Source organism: Pseudomonas sp. TE21394, assembly GCF_054057835.1.
In genome coordinates, this window is record NZ_JBSRZR010000001.1 from 1,322,200 (window position 1) to 1,339,962 (window position 17,763).

Consider the following 17,763-nt stretch of genomic DNA (forward strand, 5'->3'; position numbering starts at 1 on the left):
AGGGAAACTGCGGGTGCAGCAGGATTAACCTTCTTAACGTATCCAGGCGTTGCCCGAACCCTATTGGCAATGGGATGATTCGCAACTGATATGAGTTCTCATTCAAGGCTCGCCGTGTCCACCTCACTCCTCCTTGCCGAAGACGACCCACGCCTGCGTCAGGACCTGGAACGCCATTTCCTCAACCGCGGGTTCCGGGTACACGCCTGCGCCACTGGCGCCCAGGCCCTGAACGCCATACAGCAATCACGCTTCGAACTGGTGCTGCTGGACATCATGCTGCCGGGTATCGATGGCCTCAGCCTGCTCGACGAGTTGCGTCGGCAGCAGGCGGTGCCGGTCATGCTGATGTCGGCGCTGGGGGCCGAGCAGGACCGCATCACTGGCTTTACCCGTGGCGCGGACGATTACCTGCCCAAACCCTTCAGCCTGGCCGAACTGGACGCCCGGGCCGATGCCCTGCTGCGGCGTGTGGCCTTCGATCGGGGTACGGCGTTGCGTGCCGACGTCGGCGAATTGATGCTCGACCAGGACCGCCAGGACCTGATCCACAACGGCAAGTCTGCCGGCCTCACTGCCTCCGAATTCCGCTTGCTGGCCACCCTGCTGGCCCACCCCGGCGAAGCCTTGAGCAAACCATTTCTCTACCAGACCGTGCTGCACCGGGCCTATACCCGCCTGGACCGAGGCCTCGATGTGCATGTGTGCAACCTGCGCCGCAAGCTGGCTGACATCGCGGCCCAGCACCTGCAGATCCAGGCCGTACGCGGCCAAGGGTACATCCTGGTCGAAGCGGACCAGGCCTGATGCGCCGTCATCCCTTGCTGTGGAAACTGGCCGTACTGCAGGTCGGCTTCTGCCTGTTGCTGACTTGGCTGATCTGGACCTGGGGCCTGTCGGTGGAACGCAGTTCCTACTTCCTGTCCCAGGCCGACCAGGACTACCTGGCGCGCTTTGCACAGCAAGCCGAACAAGCCTGGGAGCAAGGCGGCGCGGAGGGGGCCGAGGCCTGGCGCAGGCAACTGGCACAGGCCGAGGGCACCTGGGTGGCGCTGGTCGGGCCGCACCTGCAAAGCCTTGGCAGCACACCGCTGAGCGCCGAGGAAGCCAGCCACCTGACCTTCATGCGCAAGCTCGACTGGCCGATGAGCCGGCGCCTGCAGGATGAACTGCCCTACGTCAGCATCGAGTTCCCGCAACACCCCGAGCACGGCCGCCTGGTAATCCAACTGCCCGAGCACCTGCTGCCCACCGGGCTGACGCCATGGACCCATGTAATCACCCATGGCGTGGCCCCCACACTGCTCGCCCTGCTGCTGGGTCTGGCGTTGTACCGCCACCTTGTGGTGCCCCTGAATCGCCTGCGCGACCGCGCCGACGCGCTGCGTGCCGACGACTTTGCCAGCCCCGCCCTGCCCCTGCTGGAACGGCGCGATGAGCTGGGTGAACTGGCGCAGGCCTTCGAGCACATGGCCGGGCGCCTGCGCCAGAGCCTGGAGCAGCAGCGCCTGTTGCTGCGCACGCTGTCGCACGAACTGCGTACGCCGCTGGCGCGGCTGCGCATCGCCCATGACAGCGGCTTGCCGCCAGCCCAGTTGCGTGAGCGCCTGGACCGCGAGGTCACCGACATGCAGAAGCTGCTGGAAGATACGCTGGACCTGGCCTGGATGGACACCGAACAGCCCAGCTTGCCGACCGAACCGGTGTTGATGGTTTCGGTGTGGGAAGCCTTGAGTCAGGACATCTGTTTCGAAAGCGGCTGGGACCGCGCCCGCCTGCCCTGCTCGCTCGGCACCGACTGTGTGGTACAGGCACACCTCGACAGCCTGGCCCAAGCCCTGGAAAACCTCATGCGCAATGCCATCCGCCACTCGCCGAGCGATGGCCGGGTGTGCCTGGACGGGTGGCTGGACGGCGACTGCTGGCACCTGCGCCTCAGCGACCAAGGCCCGGGGGTCCCGCACGCCGAGCTCGAACGCATCTTCGAACCCTACCAGCGGCTGGCCGACAGCGGCGCGGGCTTCGGCCTGGGCCTGGCCATCGCCCGCCGCGCCATCGAACTACAAGGCGGTCGTGTGTGGGCCAGCAATGGCCACCCAGGCCTGTGCCTGCACATCACATTGCCAGTAGCCAGGACTGTTTAGAAAGTTAATGCGCTTTACCCTCAATCAGGACTGATTATCATCTGGCCGTTCCTGCCTTGCGCTACTTGCGAAGCCCTGACGAGACACCTGATGAGCAAGATGACCCTGACGCTGGCCTTGGCACTGTCCCTTGTGGCCCCCGCTGCTATGGCGCAGCCCGAACATGGACAGAGGATGGATACCTCGCTGCTGCAGCGCGAGGACCTGGCCTACCGCTTCAGCCAGCTCGATCTGGACTCGGCCGATGGCCAGCGTCATTACCGCTTGTGGGTCGGCAAACCAGACCGCCCGGCGCCAGCGGCCGGTTACCCGGTACTGTGGATGCTCGATGGCAACGCCGCGCTGGGGGCACTGGACGGCCAACTGCTGGGCAAGCTTGCCGCTGGACAAGCGCCATTGCTGGTGGCCGTGGGATACCAGACCGATCAGCGGATCGAGCGGGTCGGGCGTACCTATGACTACACCCCGGCGCTGCCTGGGCAGGCTGAGCAACTGGACCCGTTGACCGGGCAACCGAGCGGTGGCGTGGATGCATTTCTCGATCTGCTGAGCGAGCGCATGCGGCCGCTGGTGGCGGGTGTGGCACCGATCGACCTGCAGCAGCAGACGTTGTGGGGGCACTCCTATGGTGGGCTGGCCGTGCTGCATGCGCTGTTTACCCCGGCCGGGGGCTTTCAGTGACTATGTTGCGGCCAGCCCTTCGCTGTGGTGGCGTGACGGTGCGATCGTGCGTGAGGCGCAGCGGTTCGGCCAGCGCTTGGGTAACAGCCGGCCTCGGTTGTTGCTGATGCGCGGGAGTGAGGAGCCGGCGAACCCGCGCATGCCGGTGCAAGGCGATGCAGAGCGGGCGGCGCAGGAGCTGGTGGCAGACCTGGCCAAGGTTCCGGGGTTGCAGCTGCGGTTCGAGCGGTTTGACGGGCTGGGGCATGGGCCGATGTTCGCGGCCTCGCTGAAGCGGGTGATTGAAGGGATGTCCCGATAAACCTGCACTGGCCTTCTCGCGGGGCCTACCCGCGAAACGGCCGGTCCAGACAGCATAGCTGTCAGCCCTTCACACACACCACCTGGCGCAAGGTGTGCACCACCTCGACCAGATCCTGCTGCGCGCGCATCACCGCATCGATATCCTTGTAGGCCATCGGGATCTCGTCGATCACTTCCTTGTCCTTGCGGCATTCCACATGCGCCGTGGCCCGTCGCTGGTCCTCCACGGTGAAGCGGCTCTTGGCCTTGGTCCGGCTCATCACCCGCCCGGCGCCATGGCTGCAGGAACAGAACGATTCCTCGTTACCCAGCCCACGCACGATGAAGCTCCTGGCCCCCATCGAGCCAGGAATGATGCCCAGCTGCCCTTTCTGCGCCGACACCGCGCCCTTGCGCGTCACCAGCACTTCGCGGCCAAAATGCTGCTCGCGCTGCACGTAGTTGTGGTGGCAGTTCACCGCTTCCAGGCTGGCCTCGAACGGCTTGCCCAGCACCTTGCGGGCGGCACCGACCACCGCCAGCATCATCAGCTCGCGGTTCTGCCGGGCATAGTCCTGCGCCCATTCCAGCGCTTCCACGTAGTCGGCGAAATGGCGGCTGCCTTCCTCGAAGTAAGCCAGGTCCTTGTCCGGCAGGTTGGCCAGGTGCTGGCGCATGTCGGCCTGGGCCAGCTCGATGAACAGGTTGCCAATGGCATTGCCTACACCCCGCGAGCCGCTGTGCAACATGAACCAGACACGGTCGGCCTCGTCCAGGCACACCTCGATGAAGTGGTTGCCACCACCCAGCGTGCCCAGGTGCTGGCGGTTGTTGGTCTTCGCCAGGCGCGGGTATTTGTCGGTAATGGCCTTGAAGCGCCCGGCCAACCGCCCCCAGGCCTTGTCGGCCTGGGCCGGCACATCGTCCCAGGCGCCCTGGTCATGTTTGCCGAACGTCTTGCCATGCGGCACCGCCTGCTCGATGGCGCTGCGCAGGCCGTGCAGGTGGTCCGGCAGGTCGCGGGCGTGCAGCGAGGTGCGCGCAGCGATCATGCCGCAGCCGATGTCTACCCCCACCGCCGCAGGAATGATCGCGCCAACGGTCGGGATCACGCTGCCAATGGTCGAACCTTTGCCCAAGTGCACGTCCGGCATCACCGCCAGGTGCCTGAAGATGAACGGCATCCTGGCGGTATTGAGCAATTGCCGGCGGGCGTCGTCCTCGACCGGCACGCCGTCGGTCCATAACTTGACCGGCTTGCCGCCGGCAACCTGGAGAATGTCCATGGGGCTGTTCCTGAAGGGCCATACCGGCATGATACCGCCAAAGGTCGTAGAACCGTGGGTTGCCAGCGGGGTGGCGAGGTGCGGTATGCTTGGCCCGTCTTCAGGGCGGGGTGAAAGTCCCCACCGGCGGTAAATCGAAAGATGAGCCCGCGAGCGCCCCGGCCATGCCGGGGGTCAGCAGATCTGGTGCAATTCCAGGGCCGACGGTCATAGTCCGGATGAAAGAAGGCGTCAGGCAGGGGCCATCCGGGCGTCCCTGTGCGCGCATTTTGTTCGCCCCGAGACGTTCATCGATCATTCACGAGGAGCGTTTCATGTCCACCCAGCGCCACCCGCAATTCCCCAATGTCAGCGCCGCCATCGCCGCCTTCCAGGCCGGGCGCCCTGTGTTGCTGCTCGACGATGACGACCGCGAGGACGAAGCGGACATCATTGCCGCCGCCGAGAACATCTCGCTGCAGACCATGGCCATGATGATTCGCGATTGCAGCGGCATCGTCTGCCTGTGCCTGGACGAAGCAACCGTCGACGAGCTGCAGCTGGCACCGATGGTGCAGAACAACCAGGCGCGCCACGGCACCGGCTTCACCGTCACCATCGAGGCGGCCGAAGGGATCACCACCGGGGTTTCCGCCCAGGACCGCATCACCACCATCGCCGCAGCACTGCGCTCTACCGCAGGGCAGCGCCATATCGTCAGCCCGGGCCATGTATTCCCGTTGCGCGCGCGCAATGGCGGGGTGCTGACCCGCCGTGGGCACACCGAAGGTTCGGTGGACCTGGCGCGCCTGGCAGGCCTGCGCCCGGCGGCGGTGCTGTGCGAGCTGATGAACCCCGACGGCAGCATGGCGCGCGGCGAGCAGGTGGCGGTGTATGCGCGGCAGTACAATCTGCCGGTGCTGACCATCGAGGAACTGGCGCAGTACCGTGAAGCGATGCTGGCGCTGGAAGCCGAGCCAGCCTGACAGGTCACCTTGGAGCCATTCGCGGGTACGCCCGCGAATGGCCGTTGAAAGCGACCTACTTGCCCCCGAAGTTTGCTCCCCCCGCCCCGCTCTGCTAGTGTCGCGCCGTTCTGAATGCCACCGAGACAGTCGCCATGGCCCGCAAAAAAGCCTCCCTCGATTTCGAGCAATCCCTCGCAGACCTGCAAGCCCTGGTCGAGCGCCTGGAGAACGGCGAATTGTCGCTGGAAGAGTCGCTGGCCGCCTTCGAACAAGGCATCGCCCTGACCCGGGATTGCCAGGGCGCCCTGGCCCAGGCTGAACAGAAGGTGCAGATCCTGCTGGAGCGCGATGGCGAGCTGGCCGCGCAGCCTTTCGACGCGGAGCCGGAAGCATGATCGGCACCTACCAGGCCAGCTGCCAGGCGCGGGTCGACGCCGCACTCGAGCCGTTGTTCGTCGCCCCGATCCGGGAACTCGAACGCCTCTACGCGGCCATGCGCTACAGCGTGATGAACGGCGGCAAGCGGGTACGCCCGCTGCTGGCCTACGCGGCCTGCGAAGCCCTCGGGGCCCCGGCCGAACAGGCCAACGGCGCAGCCTGTGCGGTGGAACTCATCCACGCCTATTCGCTGGTGCATGACGACCTGCCGGCGATGGATGACGACGACCTGCGCCGAGGCCAGCCAACCACTCACAAGGCATTCGACGAAGCCTGTGCCATTCTCGCCGGCGATGGTTTGCAGAGCCTGGCCTTCAGTGCCCTGCTCGACCCGCGCCTGAGCCCACAGGCCGACAGCATCCGCCTGGCCATGGTCCAGGCGCTGGCCAAGGCTGCCGGCCCGGCGGGCATGGTCGGCGGTCAGGCCATCGACCTCGGCTCGGTCGGCCTGAAACTGGACCAGCAGGCCCTGGAGCTCATGCACCGGCACAAGACCGGCGCGCTGATCGAAGCCAGCGTGCGCCTGGGTGCCCTGGCCAGTGCCCGTGCCGAACAGGCGCAACTGGACGCCTTGCAGGCCTATGCCCAGGCCATTGGCCTGGCGTTCCAGGTGCAGGACGATATCCTCGACGTGGAAAGCGACACCGCGACCCTCGGCAAGCGCCAGGGCGCCGACATCGCCCGCGACAAACCGACCTACCCGGCGCTGCTGGGCCTGGACGCGGCCAAGGCCTATGCCATCGAACTGCGCGACCAGGCGCTGGGCGCCCTGCAAGGGTTTGACGACAAGGCCGAACCGCTACGCGCGCTGGCGCGCTACATTGTCGAACGGCGCAACTGATTGCCTGGGGCCGCCGTGCGGCCCGTGCGACACCCGTCTGAATGGGCAGTATTTCCTACAATGGGGTAAACTGCCGCGTCTTACACACCTATAACGACTCGCCTGATGCCCACGACGTTTCAAGAGATCCCCCGCGAACGCCCGGTCACGCCGTTGCTCGACCGCGCTGACACGCCTGCCGGCCTGCGCCGGCTGGCAGAAGCCGACCTGGAGACCCTGGCCGACGAACTGCGCCAGGAATTGCTCTACACCGTGGGCCAGACCGGTGGGCATTTTGGTGCCGGCCTGGGCGTCATCGAGCTGACCATTGCCCTGCACTATGTCTTCGACACCCCGGACGACCGGTTGGTGTGGGACGTCGGCCACCAGGCCTACCCGCACAAGATCCTCACCGGGCGCCGTAAGCGCATGCTCAGCCTGCGCCAGAAAGACGGCATCGCCGCCTTCCCACGCCGTAGCGAGAGCGAGTACGACACCTTCGGCGTCGGCCATTCCAGCACCTCGATCAGCGCTGCGCTGGGCATGGCCATTGCCGCCCGTCTGCAGAACAGCGCGCGCAAGTCGATCGCGGTGATCGGTGACGGCGCGCTGACCGCCGGCATGGCCTTCGAGGCGTTGAACCACGCCCAGGAGGTCAACGCCGACATGCTGGTGATCCTCAACGACAACGACATGTCGATTTCGCGCAATGTCGGCGGCCTGTCCAACTACCTGGCCAAGATCCTCTCCAGCCGCACCTACGCGAGCATGCGCGAAGGCAGCAAGAAAGTGCTGTCGCGCCTGCCAGGCGCCTGGGAAATCGCCCGCCGCACCGAGGAATACGCCAAAGGCATGCTGGTGCCGGGTACGCTGTTCGAAGAGCTGGGCTGGAACTATATCGGCCCGATCGACGGCCATGACCTGCCAACCATGATCGCCACCCTGCGCAACATGCGTGACCTCAAGGGCCCGCAGTTCCTGCATGTGGTGACCAAGAAAGGCAAAGGCTTCGCCCCGGCCGAACTTGACCCGATCGGCTATCACGCCATCACCAAGCTGGAGCCGGTAGACAAGCCCGTCGCGCCGAAAAAAACCAGCGGCCCCAAGTATTCCGCCGTGTTCGGCCAGTGGCTGTGCGACATGGCCGCCGCCGACAGCCGCCTGGTGGGCATCACCCCGGCGATGAAGGAAGGCTCCGACCTGGTCGCTTTCAGCGAGCGTTACCCGGAGCGTTACTTCGACGTGGCGATAGCCGAGCAACATGCCGTGACCCTGGCGGCCGGCATGGCCTGCGAGGGCAGCAAGCCGGTGGTGGCGATCTATTCCACCTTCCTGCAGCGCGCCTATGACCAGCTGATCCACGATGTGGCGGTGCAGAACCTCGACGTGCTGTTCGCCATCGACCGCGCCGGCCTGGTCGGCGAAGACGGCCCGACCCATGCAGGCAGCTACGACCTGTCGTACCTGCGCTGCATCCCCGGCATGCTGGTGATGACGCCGAGCGATGAGAATGAGCTACGCAAGATGCTCAGCACCGGCCACCTGTACAACGGCCCGGCGGCAGTGCGCTACCCACGCGGCACCGGCCCCAACGCGCCGATCAGCGGCGACCTGGAACCGCTGGAAATCGGCAAGGGCGTAGTCCGTCGCCAGGGCGAGAAAGTCGCCTTGCTGGTGTTCGGCGTGCAACTGGCCGAGGCCATGCAAGTGGCTGAGCAGATCAACGCCACGGTAGTCGACATGCGCTTCGTCAAGCCGCTGGACCAGGCCCTGGTGCTGGAGCTGGCCGATACTCATGAATTGCTGGTGACCATCGAAGAGAACGCCATCATGGGCGGTGCGGGTGCAGCGGTTGGCGAGTTCCTGGCCAACGAGGCGATCGTGAAACCGCTGCTGCACCTGGGGCTGCCGGACATCTACGTCGAGCATGCCAAGCCTGCGCAAATGCTGGCTGAGTGTGGCCTGGATGCGGCCGGGATCGGGGCTTCGGTGCAGGCCCGGATGGCCAGGCTCGGGCTGTAATCCGCCGGGCCAGGCAGCAGGAGTCAGCCGAGCTGGCGCGGAATGCGGTAGAGGTACAGCACCACCACGGTGGACGACGCCAGCAGAATCTGCGGTACCGCCTCAAGGCCGACCAGCACCGACAGCGCAGCGACCCAGGCCGGGAAGCAGGCATACAGCATGGCCAGGCGCCGGACACGTGCCAGCTCGATCCAGGCAGCGGGTTCGTCACCGGTGCCAAGTACCTGCGAGGTGGCAATCAACGCGCGCTTGTAGGCAGCAAAACGCGGCAGGCTGAGGAACATGGTCGCCGCCCCGGCAATGAACAGCGGCATGGCCAGTACCGGCACCAGCGCATCACCACCGCCAAAGGCCCAGGCCATGACCGGCAGCGGCACCAGGCCCACCGCCAGGTACTGCCACCAGGCCAGCGCCAGGCGCCGCTTGACCTCGGCGCGGGTCACGCCTGGGGCACCTCGCCCTGGTGCTCGTTACCCAGCATGTGACCGAGCTTGCCGGCCTTGGTTGCCAGGTAATAGCGGTTGTGCGGGTTGTGCCCGGTGTGCAGCGGCACGCGCTCGGCGACGACGATGTTCATGTCGGTCAGGGCTTTGACCTTGCGCGGGTTGTTGGTCATCAGGCGCAGCGACTTCACGCCCAGATGCTCCAGCATCGGCAGGCACATGGCATAGTCGCGCTGGTCGGCGGCAAAGCCCAGGCGTTCGTTGGCTTCGACGGTATCGGCGCCACCATCCTGCAGTTCATAGGCACGAATCTTGTTCAGCAGGCCAATACCCCGGCCTTCCTGGCGCAGGTACAGCAGCACGCCACGGCCTTCGCGGGCGATGGCCTGCAATGCCGCTTCCAGTTGCGAGCCACAGTCACAGCGCTGGCTGAACAGGGCGTCGCCGGTCAGGCACTCGGAGTGCAAGCGCCCCAGCACCGGCTGGCCATCCGCGATGTCACCCAGGCTGAGCACCACATGCTCACGCCCCGTGGCTTCGTCGAGGAAACCATGCATGGTGAAGGTCGCGAAGGGAGTCGGGAGTTTAGAGGCGGCAACAAAGACGACGGGCACGTTGTGCTCCTGAAATCAGTAGGAAATTTCTAGTGGGCCGATTGTATCAGCAGGTTGGCGGCTGTGCGCTGGCTGAATACCGTGGGGTAAGATCGAAAAGTTCGATGCTGACAGTTTCGGGTCTTATTGTGGTTTGCTGCCCGACGTGAACGGATACGGCTGTTGCCAGTGTTCGAAAATCGGCTTCAGTTCGCCACGGCGTACCAGCTCAGCCATCCGCTTGTCGAACAGATCACGCAGGGCCTTGGCCCGGTCGTTGCGGGCGAAGGCCAGGTACAACGGCAGTTCGGCGACATGGGCACGGCGGAAACGCTCGGGTTGGGAGGTCTGGCCGAGCACGTGATCGACCTCGGTCCGCGCATCGATATAGAAGTCCACCCGATCATGTTCGAGCATCGGCAGGATGCCTTCGCGACGTTGCACTTCCCGGGCATCGCGCACATTGGGCAAGTAACGGCCGAAATTGTAGCCACGCACCCAGACCAGACGGTACTGGCCGATAGTGTCCCGGGTAGGCACGGGTTTGCTGGCCAGGCCCAAGGCGTAGATGTGGTCCATGTCGAAGTGCCAGCGCGGATACAGGTTGTCGGCGTCCTCTTCCTTGTACGAGCCCACCCAGGCATCCGCTTCGCCACGTTTGACCAGGCCCACCGCACGACTGTAGGGTGCGCTCTGGATCGCCACCTTGACCCCGGCCGGCTCGAACACCTTGCGCAGGACATCCCAGGCCAACCCGGTACCGTTGGCGTTGGTGTAGTCGAGCCATGTCTCGCTGACCAGGTGGATTTGCCTGGGCACGCCTTCGGCAGCGGCGGCCCACGGGGCAAGGCTGAGCAGCATGCCCAGCAGTAGCGCCCTCAGATGCCGCTGAATCAGGCGAACGCCCACACCAACACCTGCATGCCCAGCCAGGCGAACACACCAGCCAGGATATCGTCGAGCATGATCCCGACACCCCCATGCACATGGCGGTCGATCCAGCGGATCGGCCACGGCTTGAGGATGTCGAAGAAGCGGAACATCAGGAAACCCGCCAGCAGCCACTGCCAGCCCTCCGGCACCAGCCAGAGGGTTATCCACATGCCGACGATTTCATCCCAGACGATGCCTTCATGGTCATGCACACGCAAGTCATTGGCGACCTTGCCGCACAACCAGAAGCCGAACAGCATGCTCACGCCGAGCAGCAGCCAGTAGCCCCAGTCAGGCAGCATTTGCCATAGCGGGATGAACGGAATGGCGACCAGCGAGCCCCAGGTCCCCGGGGCCTTGGGCAAAGTGCCGGAGCCGAAGCCGAAGGCGATGAAATGCCAGGGGTTGCGCCAGACCGAAGGCGGAACGAACTCCGCAGGCACCTGGTTGGGGTGATCGGTCACGGTGTCTCCCTGAAATGTTGGTAGCCGCGTTGCGCGGGGGTGATGTCCCGGCCTCGCGCGTCGCGCAAGGTCACGCCCTGTCCTTCGACCACGCGGCCAATGACATGCACTTCGATGAAACCCAGGCTCGTCAGGGGTGCAAGTGCTTCACGCGGCAAGGTAAAGGCCAGCACGTAATCATCGCCTCCGCTAAGCGCCGCCTGCAGTGCGGCCTCGCGCCCCAGTAGCGCCTCCACATCAGCAGACACTGGTACCTGGGCCAGGTTCACCTCGATGGCGACCCCGGACGCCTTGGCGATGTGGCCACAATCGGCGAGCAGGCCGTCGGAGATATCCAGCGCAGCCGTCGCGCGGCCTCGCAGCCACGTGCCGAGGGTCAACTGCGGCATCGGCGCCCAGTAATGACGCAGCAGCGGCTTGGCCTGCTCGGCAGGCGCCTGTCGCTCACCCAGCACCAGCGGCAAAGCACCGGCAGCCTTGCCCAGCGAACCGCCCACACACAGCAGGTCGCCTGGCCGCGCGCCACTACGGCGCAAGGCCTGGCCGACGGGCACACGGCCGAACACGGTAACGGTTATGCTCAACGGGCCCCGAGTGGTGTCGCCGCCGATCAGACTCATGCGGCAACGATGGGCCATGCGGCTGAGGCCGTTGGCGTAAGCCTCGAGCCACTCTGGGCCGACGTCGGGCAAGGTCAGCGCAAGGGTGAAGCCTATGGCAGTCGCGCCCATGGCCGCCAGGTCACTGGCCGCCACGGCCAACGACCGCTGCCCCAACAGAAGCGGATCGCACACCGCGGGGAAATGCACGCCGGCGACCAGGGTGTCGGTGGACACTGCCAGTTGCTCGCCAGGGGGCAGGTCCAGCAGGGCACAGTCGTCGCCGATACCCAGGGCCACGCCCTCGCCACCTTGCGCGCAAGGCGCGGCGGCGAAGTAATGGTTGATCAGTTCGAACTCACCCATGGGCTAGCTGCGCCAGGATCAGCGCTTGTTCGCCTTGACTTCTGCTTCGCGCAGGTTCGGCGCCAGCTTGTCCAGCACACCGTTGACGAACTTGTGGCCGTCGGTGGCACCGAAGACCTTGGCCAGCTCGACACCCTCGTTGATCACTACGCGGTACGGTACGTCGACGCGCTTGATGAACTCCCAGGTGGACAGGCGCAGCACGGCCAGCTCGACCGGATCAAGTTCGTCCAGTGGCAGGTCCAGGCATGGCTTCAGGGCGTTGTCGATGTCGCTCTTGATCGCCGGGACCCCATGCAGGATCTCGCGGAAGTAGGCGCCATCAACATCGGAAAAATCGTTATCGACCCGAAATTGCGCTTCGATCTCGTTCAGCGAATGCTGCGCCATGTGCCACTGGTACAGCGCCTGGGTCGCGAGCTTGCGGGCTTCGCGACGCTTGGCGCTCTTCGACGGCTTGCCGGCATCCGCAGGTTTTGGATCGCGCGGGTTGAAACGATCGCTTTCGTCGCTAATCACTTGGCCTCCAACTGCGCCAGCAGGCTGACCATTTCCAGAGCGGACAGGGCAGCTTCAGCACCTTTGTTGCCGGCCTTGGTGCCGGAACGCTCGATGGCTTGCTCGATGGAGTCGACGGTCAGCACGCCGAAGGCCACCGGAACACCGAACTCCATGGACACCTGGGCCAGGCCCTTGGTGCATTCGCCCGCCACGTATTCGAAGTGCGGGGTACCGCCACGGATCACTGCGCCGAGGGCGATGATCGCGTCGTAGGCACCTTGCTGGGCGACTTTCTGTGCCACCAGCGGGATTTCGAACGCACCCGGGGCACGGATGATGGTGATGTCGCTTTCGCTGACACCGTGGCGTACCAGGGCATCAACGGCACCGCTTACCAGGCTTTCGACGACGAAGCTGTTGAAGCGGCCAACCACCAAAGCATAGCGACCTTTGGGGGCGATGAAGGTACCTTCGATGGTCTTCAGGGTCATTCCGATATTCTCATCTTCAAGAGCGAGGCCGCTTGCTGGCGGCCTCGACAGGGGTATGGACTCGAGCTGGACGGCGCATTTGCCGCCTCAAGTCACTCGGAGGGCACGTATTCTACAACTTCCAGATCGAATCCGGATATCGCGTTGAACTTCATCGGCGAACTCATCAGGCGCATCTTGCGCACCCCCAGGTCGCGCAGGATCTGCGAACCGGCACCCACGGTGCTGTAGGTGGTCGGTGCCTTGACCGGCGCTTCGCCAGCGCTTTCGCGGATGTGTGCCAGCAGCACGTCGCCATCCAGCGGGTGGCCCAGCAGCAGTACCACGCCGCTGCCGGCCTCGGCCACGGCAGCCATGGCGGCGCGCAGGCTCCAGCGCCCCGGCTGCTTGACCAGCAGCAGGTCGCGTAGCGGGTCCATGTTGTGCACGCGCACCAGGGTTGGCTCTTCGGCGCAGATCTTGCCCAGGGTCAGGGCCATGTGCACATCACCTTCGACCGCGTCACGGTAGGTGACCAGGTTGAATTCGCCCAGCTCGCTCTCGATCAGTTGCTCGGAAACGCGCTGCACGGTGCGCTCGTGGATCATGCGGTAGTGGATCAGGTCGGCGATGGTGCCGATCTTCAGGCCGTGTTCGGCGGCGAACACTTCCAGCTCGGCGCGGCGCGACATGGTGCCGTCGTCGTTCATCACTTCGCAGATCACCCCGCTCGGCTCGAAACCGGCCATGCGCGCCAGGTCGCAGGCCGCCTCGGTATGGCCGGCGCGGGCCAGGGTGCCGCCGGGCTGGGCCATCAGCGGGAAGATGTGGCCAGGGCTGACGATGTCTTCGGCCTTGGCGTCCTTGGCAGCGGCGGCCTGCACGGTACGCGCTCGGTCGGCGGCGGAAATGCCGGTGGTAACGCCTTCGGCGGCTTCGATCGACACGGTGAACTTGGTGCCGAAGCCCGAGCCGTTGCGCGGCGCCATCAGCGGCAGCTTCAGCGTTTCGCAACGCTCGCGGGTCATCGGCATGCAGATCAGGCCGCGGGCGTGCTTGGCCATGAAGTTGATGTGCTCAGGCAGACAGCACTCGGCGGCCATGATGATGTCGCCTTCGTTCTCGCGGTCTTCGTCATCCATGAGGATGACCATTTTGCCCTGGCGGATGTCTTCGACCAGTTCTTCGATGCTGTTGAGCGCCACGCGGCACCCCCTTCTCAATCAGGATTTCAAGAAGCCGTTGGCGGCCAGGAAGCTTTCGGTAATGCCACTGCCCTTGCTCGGTTCGGCGGCCTTGTCACCCAGCAGCAAGCGCTCCAGGTAACGGGCCAGCAAGTCGACCTCAAGGTTGACCCGACGCCCTGCGCGGTAGTCGGCCATGATGGTTTCGGACAGGGTGTGCGGGACAATGGTCAGCTCGAACTCGGCGCCATTGACCTCATTGACCGTCAGGCTGGTGCCGTCGACGGTGATCGAACCCTTGTGGGCGATGTACTTGGCCAGGTCCTTTGGTGCACGCACGCGGAACTGGATGGCGCGGGCGTTATCGCTGCGCGAGATGATTTCGCCAACCCCGTCGACGTGGCCGCTGACCAGGTGCCCGCCCAGACGAGTGGTGGGGGTCAGGGCCTTTTCCAGGTTGACCTTGCTGCCACTCCTGAGGTCGATGAAGGCGGTACGCTTGAGAGTTTCGACGCTGACGTCGGCCCAGAAGCCGTCGCCCGGCAATTCGACGGCCGTCAGGCACACGCCATTGACGGCGATGCTGTCGCCGAGCTTGACGTCACCCAGGTCGAGCTTGCCGGTCTCGACGTAGACGCGCACGTCGCCACCCTTGGGGGTGAGGCTGCGGATGGTGCCGATGGATTCGATGATGCCGGTGAACATTGGGTCTTCCTCAGAAACGGTTTGCGCAGGGCAAGCCGGGCATTATACGCCGGGCGCCGGCAGGGGGACGGCCGTGACCAGCCAGTCATCGCCCACTGCGCGCATTCCGGTAATTTTCAGCCGCGGCGCTTCGCTCATCTTTCCCAGTGGCCAGTCCAGCAGCGGGCGGGCATGACTGCCTAGGAAGGTGCCAGCGACGAACAACTGGTACTCGTCGATCAGGCCCTGCCGGGCAAAGGCACCCACCAGGCCGGCACCGGCCTCCAGCAGAATTTCGTTGACGCCACGGGCGGCCAGGGCCTGCAGCAGCGCAGGCAGGTCGACCTGGCCATTATCGCCCGGCAGGCTGAGCAGCTCGTGGCCGGCAGCGGCATACCGCGGGTCATCCGCGACAGCGCTCACCACCAGGGCCGGGCCGGCCTGGAAGAACGGCGCGTCCAGCGGCAGGCGCAGGCGGCCATCGACCAGCACGCGCAGCGGTGCACGGCTGAGCGCCAGCGCGGTGCTTTCAGCATCCAGGCCCAGCTCGGCGCCGCGCACGGTCATCCGCGCATTGTCGGCCAGCACGCTGGCGGCGCTGGTCAGCACCACGCTGGACCGGGCGCGCAGACGCTGCACGGCCGAACGCGCGGCCTGGCCGGTGATCCACTGGCTTTCACCGCTGGCCATGGCCGTGCGGCCGTCCAGGCTCATCGCCAGTTTGGCGCGAACGAACGGCAGGCCATGTTCCATGCGCTTGAGGAAGCCCGGGTTGAGCGCGCGGGCCTCGCCCTCGAGCACCCCGCTGGCCACTTCGATACCGGCCTCGGCCAGGCGCCGCAGACCTTGCCCCGCCACTTGCGGGTTAGGATCCTGCATGGCGGCGACCACTCGCGCCACGCCGGCCTTGACCAGCGCTTCGGCGCACGGCGGCGTGCGGCCATGGTGGCTGCACGGCTCCAGGGTGACGTAGGCACAGGCACCACGGGCACGCTCACCGGCCTGGCGCAAGGCATGCACCTCGGCATGCGGCTCGCCGGCGCGTACGTGCCAGCCTTCGCCAACCACTTCGCCATCGCGCACGATCACGCAGCCGACACGCGGGTTCGGGTGGGTGCTGTACAGGCCCTGGCGCGCCAGTTGCAGCGCGCGGGCCATGTAGTGGGCATCGAGGATGGCAGTCTGGCTGGGCATGCTCACTCTTTGGCCGGCTCACGTGCCAGGCGGTCGATTTCTTCGCGGAACTCGTCGAGGTCCTGGAAGCGCCGGTAAACCGAGGCAAAGCGGATATAGGCCACTTCGTCGAGCTTGCGCAGTTCGGCCATGACCATTTCACCGACCACCAGCGACTTGACTTCCCGCTCGCCGGTGGCGCGCAGACGGCTCTTGATGTGGGCCAGCGCTGCTTCCAGGCGCTCGACGCTCACCGGGCGCTTTTCCAGGGCCCGTTGCATGCCGGCGCGCAGTTTTTCTTCGTCGAAAGGCTGGCGCGTGCCGTCCTGCTTGATCAGCCGGGGCAGTACCAGTTCGGCCGTTTCGAAGGTGGTGAAGCGCTCGCCACAGGCCACGCATTCGCGGCGGCGGCGCACCTGCTCGCCCTCGGCGACGAGGCGAGAATCAATGACCTTGGTGTCGTTGGCACCGCAAAAGGGACAGTGCATGGTGGCAGGCAACAAAAAAAGGGAGGGCCATGGTAGCGCATCCCACTGGCAAGACAAGCCAAAGGGGTTAACATCCATGGGAAATCTGCCCGTGAAGGACTACCCCATGCACTACCGAGCGCTCGTCGTGCTGTGCTGCGCCGCCCTGCTCGCCGCCTGTGGCAGCGACAGGCCGAAGCCCGATACCCCTGCGGCGCCCACGCCAGCCCGGGTGGCCAAGCCGGCCGACGCACCGGGCCCGCTGCCGGCCTACCAGCGCGAGTTGAGCGGCACCTTGCTGGAGATCCCGGCCGGGGCCGAGGTCGAACTGGCCTTGCTGGTCATCGACGAACGCGACCGCCCACAGCGCCTGCTGGCGAGCAGCAACCTGACCGGCACCGGCCAGGCCCTGCCCTACCAACTGCGCTTCAACCCAGAGGCCTTCCCCGCCGGTGCCCGGGTCGAGCTGCGCGGCCGCGCCAGTCGCTCAGGCCAGCTGATCCTGCACCTGCCGCCCGTGCGCATTACCCAGGCCCAGAACCAGGCCACCGGCCCGCTGCGTTTCGAGAAGGCGCCATAAGTGGCGCCGCTTGCCCTGCAACAGGCGCTCAGTGGCCTGATCGGCGAAGCGCGCCTGATCGTCAGCGAACTGCCCGGCTGCGACCTGAAGCTGTGGTTGATCGACGAGCAGAACATGGACCGCGCCTTCAGCAGCGAAGAGACCCGGCGTATTCTGGAAGACCCGCCATACTGGAGCTTCTGCTGGGCCAGTGGTCTGGCCATGGCCCGTTACCTGGCCGAGCGCCCCGAGTGGGTCGCCGGCAAGCGGGTACTGGATTTTGGCGCCGGCTCGGGTATCGCCGGCATTGCCGCCGCCCGCGCCGGTGCGCTGGAGGTGGTGGCCTGCGACCTCGACCCGCTAGCCCTTGAGGCCTGCCGCGCGAATGCTGCGCTGAATGGAGTGGAGTTGGGTTACAGCAGCGACTTCTTCGCCGAAGAAGACTGCTTCGACCTGATCCTGGTTGCCGATGTTCTGTATGACCGCGCCAACCTGCCGCTGCTGGACGCATTCCTCGACCGCGGCCATCAGGCGCTGGTGGCCGACTCGCGAGTCCGCGATTTCAGCCACCCGCTCTACCAGCAGCTGGGGGTACTCGAAGCCCTGACGCTACCGGACCTGGCCGAGCCACACGAATTCCGCCGGGTCAGCCTGTACCATGCCAGCCGCGAGACCTTATAGTGGTGCCATCCATGAGTTTGCGAGAG

General features: G+C 65.6%; 20 protein-coding genes, 1 pseudogene and 1 riboswitch. Of the genes and pseudogenes, 9 read left to right on the forward strand and 12 right to left on the reverse strand.

Annotated elements, in window-relative coordinates:
• Nucleotides 1-114 precede the first annotated feature (114 nt).
• From ACVWZT_RS06135 to ACVWZT_RS06145, 3 genes and pseudogenes are all read left to right on the forward strand, one after another.
• Nucleotides 115-807, forward strand: a complete 693-nt coding sequence (locus ACVWZT_RS06135; protein ID WP_457468608.1) for a response regulator transcription factor — start codon at nucleotides 115-117, stop codon at nucleotides 805-807.
• Nucleotides 807-2,144 (forward strand): HAMP domain-containing sensor histidine kinase, encoded by a 1,338-nt coding sequence (locus tag ACVWZT_RS06140; protein WP_457468610.1) that lies wholly within the window; start codon nucleotides 807-809, stop codon nucleotides 2,142-2,144. The genes ACVWZT_RS06135 and ACVWZT_RS06140 overlap by 1 nt, the downstream gene beginning before the upstream one ends.
• A 90-nt stretch (nucleotides 2,145-2,234) precedes the next feature.
• Nucleotides 2,235-3,126: pseudogene (locus ACVWZT_RS06145) on the forward strand (alpha/beta hydrolase).
• A gap of 61 nt (nucleotides 3,127-3,187) precedes the next feature.
• Here the strand turns inward: ACVWZT_RS06145 and ACVWZT_RS06150 are convergent.
• Complete coding sequence (locus ACVWZT_RS06150) at nucleotides 3,188-4,393, reverse strand: RtcB family protein (protein WP_457468612.1); 1,206 nt, start codon at nucleotides 4,391-4,393, stop codon at nucleotides 3,188-3,190.
• 92 nt (nucleotides 4,394-4,485) lie between these two features.
• A riboswitch (FMN riboswitch) is annotated at nucleotides 4,486-4,627 on the forward strand.
• Between the two features lie 80 nt (nucleotides 4,628-4,707).
• On the opposite strand from ACVWZT_RS06150, the gene ribB reads away from it, so the two are divergent.
• From ribB to dxs, 4 genes are all read left to right on the forward strand, one after another.
• Nucleotides 4,708-5,358 carry a 3,4-dihydroxy-2-butanone-4-phosphate synthase gene (gene ribB, locus ACVWZT_RS06155; RefSeq protein WP_457468613.1) on the forward strand — a complete coding sequence of 217 codons (651 nt, stop codon included), beginning with the start codon at nucleotides 4,708-4,710 and terminating at the stop codon, nucleotides 5,356-5,358.
• 134 nt (nucleotides 5,359-5,492) lie between these two features.
• A complete protein-coding gene (locus ACVWZT_RS06160) occupies nucleotides 5,493-5,735 on the forward strand; it encodes an exodeoxyribonuclease VII small subunit (RefSeq protein WP_003255380.1) in 243 nt (80 codons plus the stop codon).
• Nucleotides 5,732-6,619, forward strand: a complete 888-nt coding sequence (gene ispA, locus ACVWZT_RS06165) for a (2E,6E)-farnesyl diphosphate synthase (protein WP_457468616.1) — start codon at nucleotides 5,732-5,734, stop codon at nucleotides 6,617-6,619. Before ACVWZT_RS06160 ends, ispA begins: the two co-directional genes overlap by 4 nt.
• A gap of 105 nt (nucleotides 6,620-6,724) precedes the next feature.
• Nucleotides 6,725-8,620: a 1-deoxy-D-xylulose-5-phosphate synthase gene (gene dxs / locus ACVWZT_RS06170; protein ID WP_457468618.1), complete on the forward strand. Its 1,896-nt coding sequence runs from the start codon at nucleotides 6,725-6,727 to the stop codon at nucleotides 8,618-8,620.
• Between the two features lie 23 nt (nucleotides 8,621-8,643).
• On the opposite strand, the gene ACVWZT_RS06175 is transcribed toward dxs, so the two are convergent.
• The 11 genes from ACVWZT_RS06175 to nrdR all read right to left on the reverse strand — a co-directional run bounded on the left by ACVWZT_RS06175 (nucleotide 8,644) and on the right by nrdR (nucleotide 16,518).
• Nucleotides 8,644-9,063: an MFS transporter gene (locus ACVWZT_RS06175; protein WP_457468619.1), complete on the reverse strand. Its 420-nt coding sequence runs from the start codon at nucleotides 9,061-9,063 to the stop codon at nucleotides 8,644-8,646.
• Nucleotides 9,060-9,677 carry a GTP cyclohydrolase II gene (ribA, locus tag ACVWZT_RS06180; RefSeq protein ID WP_003260612.1) on the reverse strand — a complete coding sequence of 206 codons (618 nt, stop codon included), beginning with the start codon at nucleotides 9,675-9,677 and terminating at the stop codon, nucleotides 9,060-9,062. Before ribA ends, ACVWZT_RS06175 begins: the two co-directional genes overlap by 4 nt.
• A gap of 123 nt (nucleotides 9,678-9,800) precedes the next feature.
• Nucleotides 9,801-10,517 (reverse strand): substrate-binding periplasmic protein, encoded by a 717-nt coding sequence (locus tag ACVWZT_RS06185; protein WP_457472033.1) that lies wholly within the window; start codon nucleotides 10,515-10,517, stop codon nucleotides 9,801-9,803.
• A 32-nt stretch (nucleotides 10,518-10,549) separates the two neighbouring features.
• Nucleotides 10,550-11,053, reverse strand: coding sequence for a phosphatidylglycerophosphatase A family protein (locus ACVWZT_RS06190; RefSeq protein WP_296235489.1), 504 nt, complete (start codon nucleotides 11,051-11,053; stop codon nucleotides 10,550-10,552).
• Nucleotides 11,050-12,018: a thiamine-phosphate kinase gene (gene thiL, locus ACVWZT_RS06195; protein WP_296235488.1), complete on the reverse strand. Its 969-nt coding sequence runs from the start codon at nucleotides 12,016-12,018 to the stop codon at nucleotides 11,050-11,052. The genes ACVWZT_RS06190 and thiL overlap by 4 nt, the downstream gene beginning before the upstream one ends.
• 18 nt (nucleotides 12,019-12,036) lie before the next feature.
• Nucleotides 12,037-12,537 (reverse strand): transcription antitermination factor NusB, encoded by a 501-nt coding sequence (nusB, locus tag ACVWZT_RS06200; protein WP_289129308.1) that lies wholly within the window; start codon nucleotides 12,535-12,537, stop codon nucleotides 12,037-12,039.
• A complete protein-coding gene (gene ribH / locus ACVWZT_RS06205) occupies nucleotides 12,534-13,010 on the reverse strand; it encodes a 6,7-dimethyl-8-ribityllumazine synthase (protein ID WP_003255395.1) in 477 nt (158 codons plus the stop codon). Before ribH ends, nusB begins: the two co-directional genes overlap by 4 nt.
• Before the next feature lie 92 nt (nucleotides 13,011-13,102).
• Nucleotides 13,103-14,194 (reverse strand): bifunctional 3,4-dihydroxy-2-butanone-4-phosphate synthase/GTP cyclohydrolase II, encoded by a 1,092-nt coding sequence (ribBA, locus tag ACVWZT_RS06210; RefSeq protein WP_296235487.1) that lies wholly within the window; start codon nucleotides 14,192-14,194, stop codon nucleotides 13,103-13,105.
• Nucleotides 14,195-14,212: 18 nt separating this feature from the next.
• Nucleotides 14,213-14,878 (reverse strand): riboflavin synthase, encoded by a 666-nt coding sequence (locus ACVWZT_RS06215; protein ID WP_457468622.1) that lies wholly within the window; start codon nucleotides 14,876-14,878, stop codon nucleotides 14,213-14,215.
• Between the two features lie 42 nt (nucleotides 14,879-14,920).
• A complete protein-coding gene (gene ribD / locus ACVWZT_RS06220) occupies nucleotides 14,921-16,051 on the reverse strand; it encodes a bifunctional diaminohydroxyphosphoribosylaminopyrimidine deaminase/5-amino-6-(5-phosphoribosylamino)uracil reductase RibD (RefSeq protein ID WP_457468624.1) in 1,131 nt (376 codons plus the stop codon).
• Nucleotides 16,052-16,053: 2 nt separating this feature from the next.
• Nucleotides 16,054-16,518: a transcriptional regulator NrdR gene (nrdR, locus tag ACVWZT_RS06225; RefSeq protein WP_003255402.1), complete on the reverse strand. Its 465-nt coding sequence runs from the start codon at nucleotides 16,516-16,518 to the stop codon at nucleotides 16,054-16,056.
• A 106-nt stretch (nucleotides 16,519-16,624) separates the two neighbouring features.
• Between nrdR and ACVWZT_RS06230 the strand changes: the two genes are divergently transcribed.
• The gene (locus ACVWZT_RS06230) at nucleotides 16,625-17,077 is read left to right on the forward strand and encodes a YbaY family lipoprotein (protein WP_296235484.1); all 453 of its coding nucleotides are present in this window, start codon (nucleotides 16,625-16,627) and stop codon (nucleotides 17,075-17,077) included.
• Nucleotides 17,078-17,737 carry a class I SAM-dependent methyltransferase gene (locus tag ACVWZT_RS06235; RefSeq protein ID WP_296235483.1) on the forward strand — a complete coding sequence of 220 codons (660 nt, stop codon included), beginning with the start codon at nucleotides 17,078-17,080 and terminating at the stop codon, nucleotides 17,735-17,737.
• Nucleotides 17,738-17,763 lie beyond the last annotated feature (26 nt).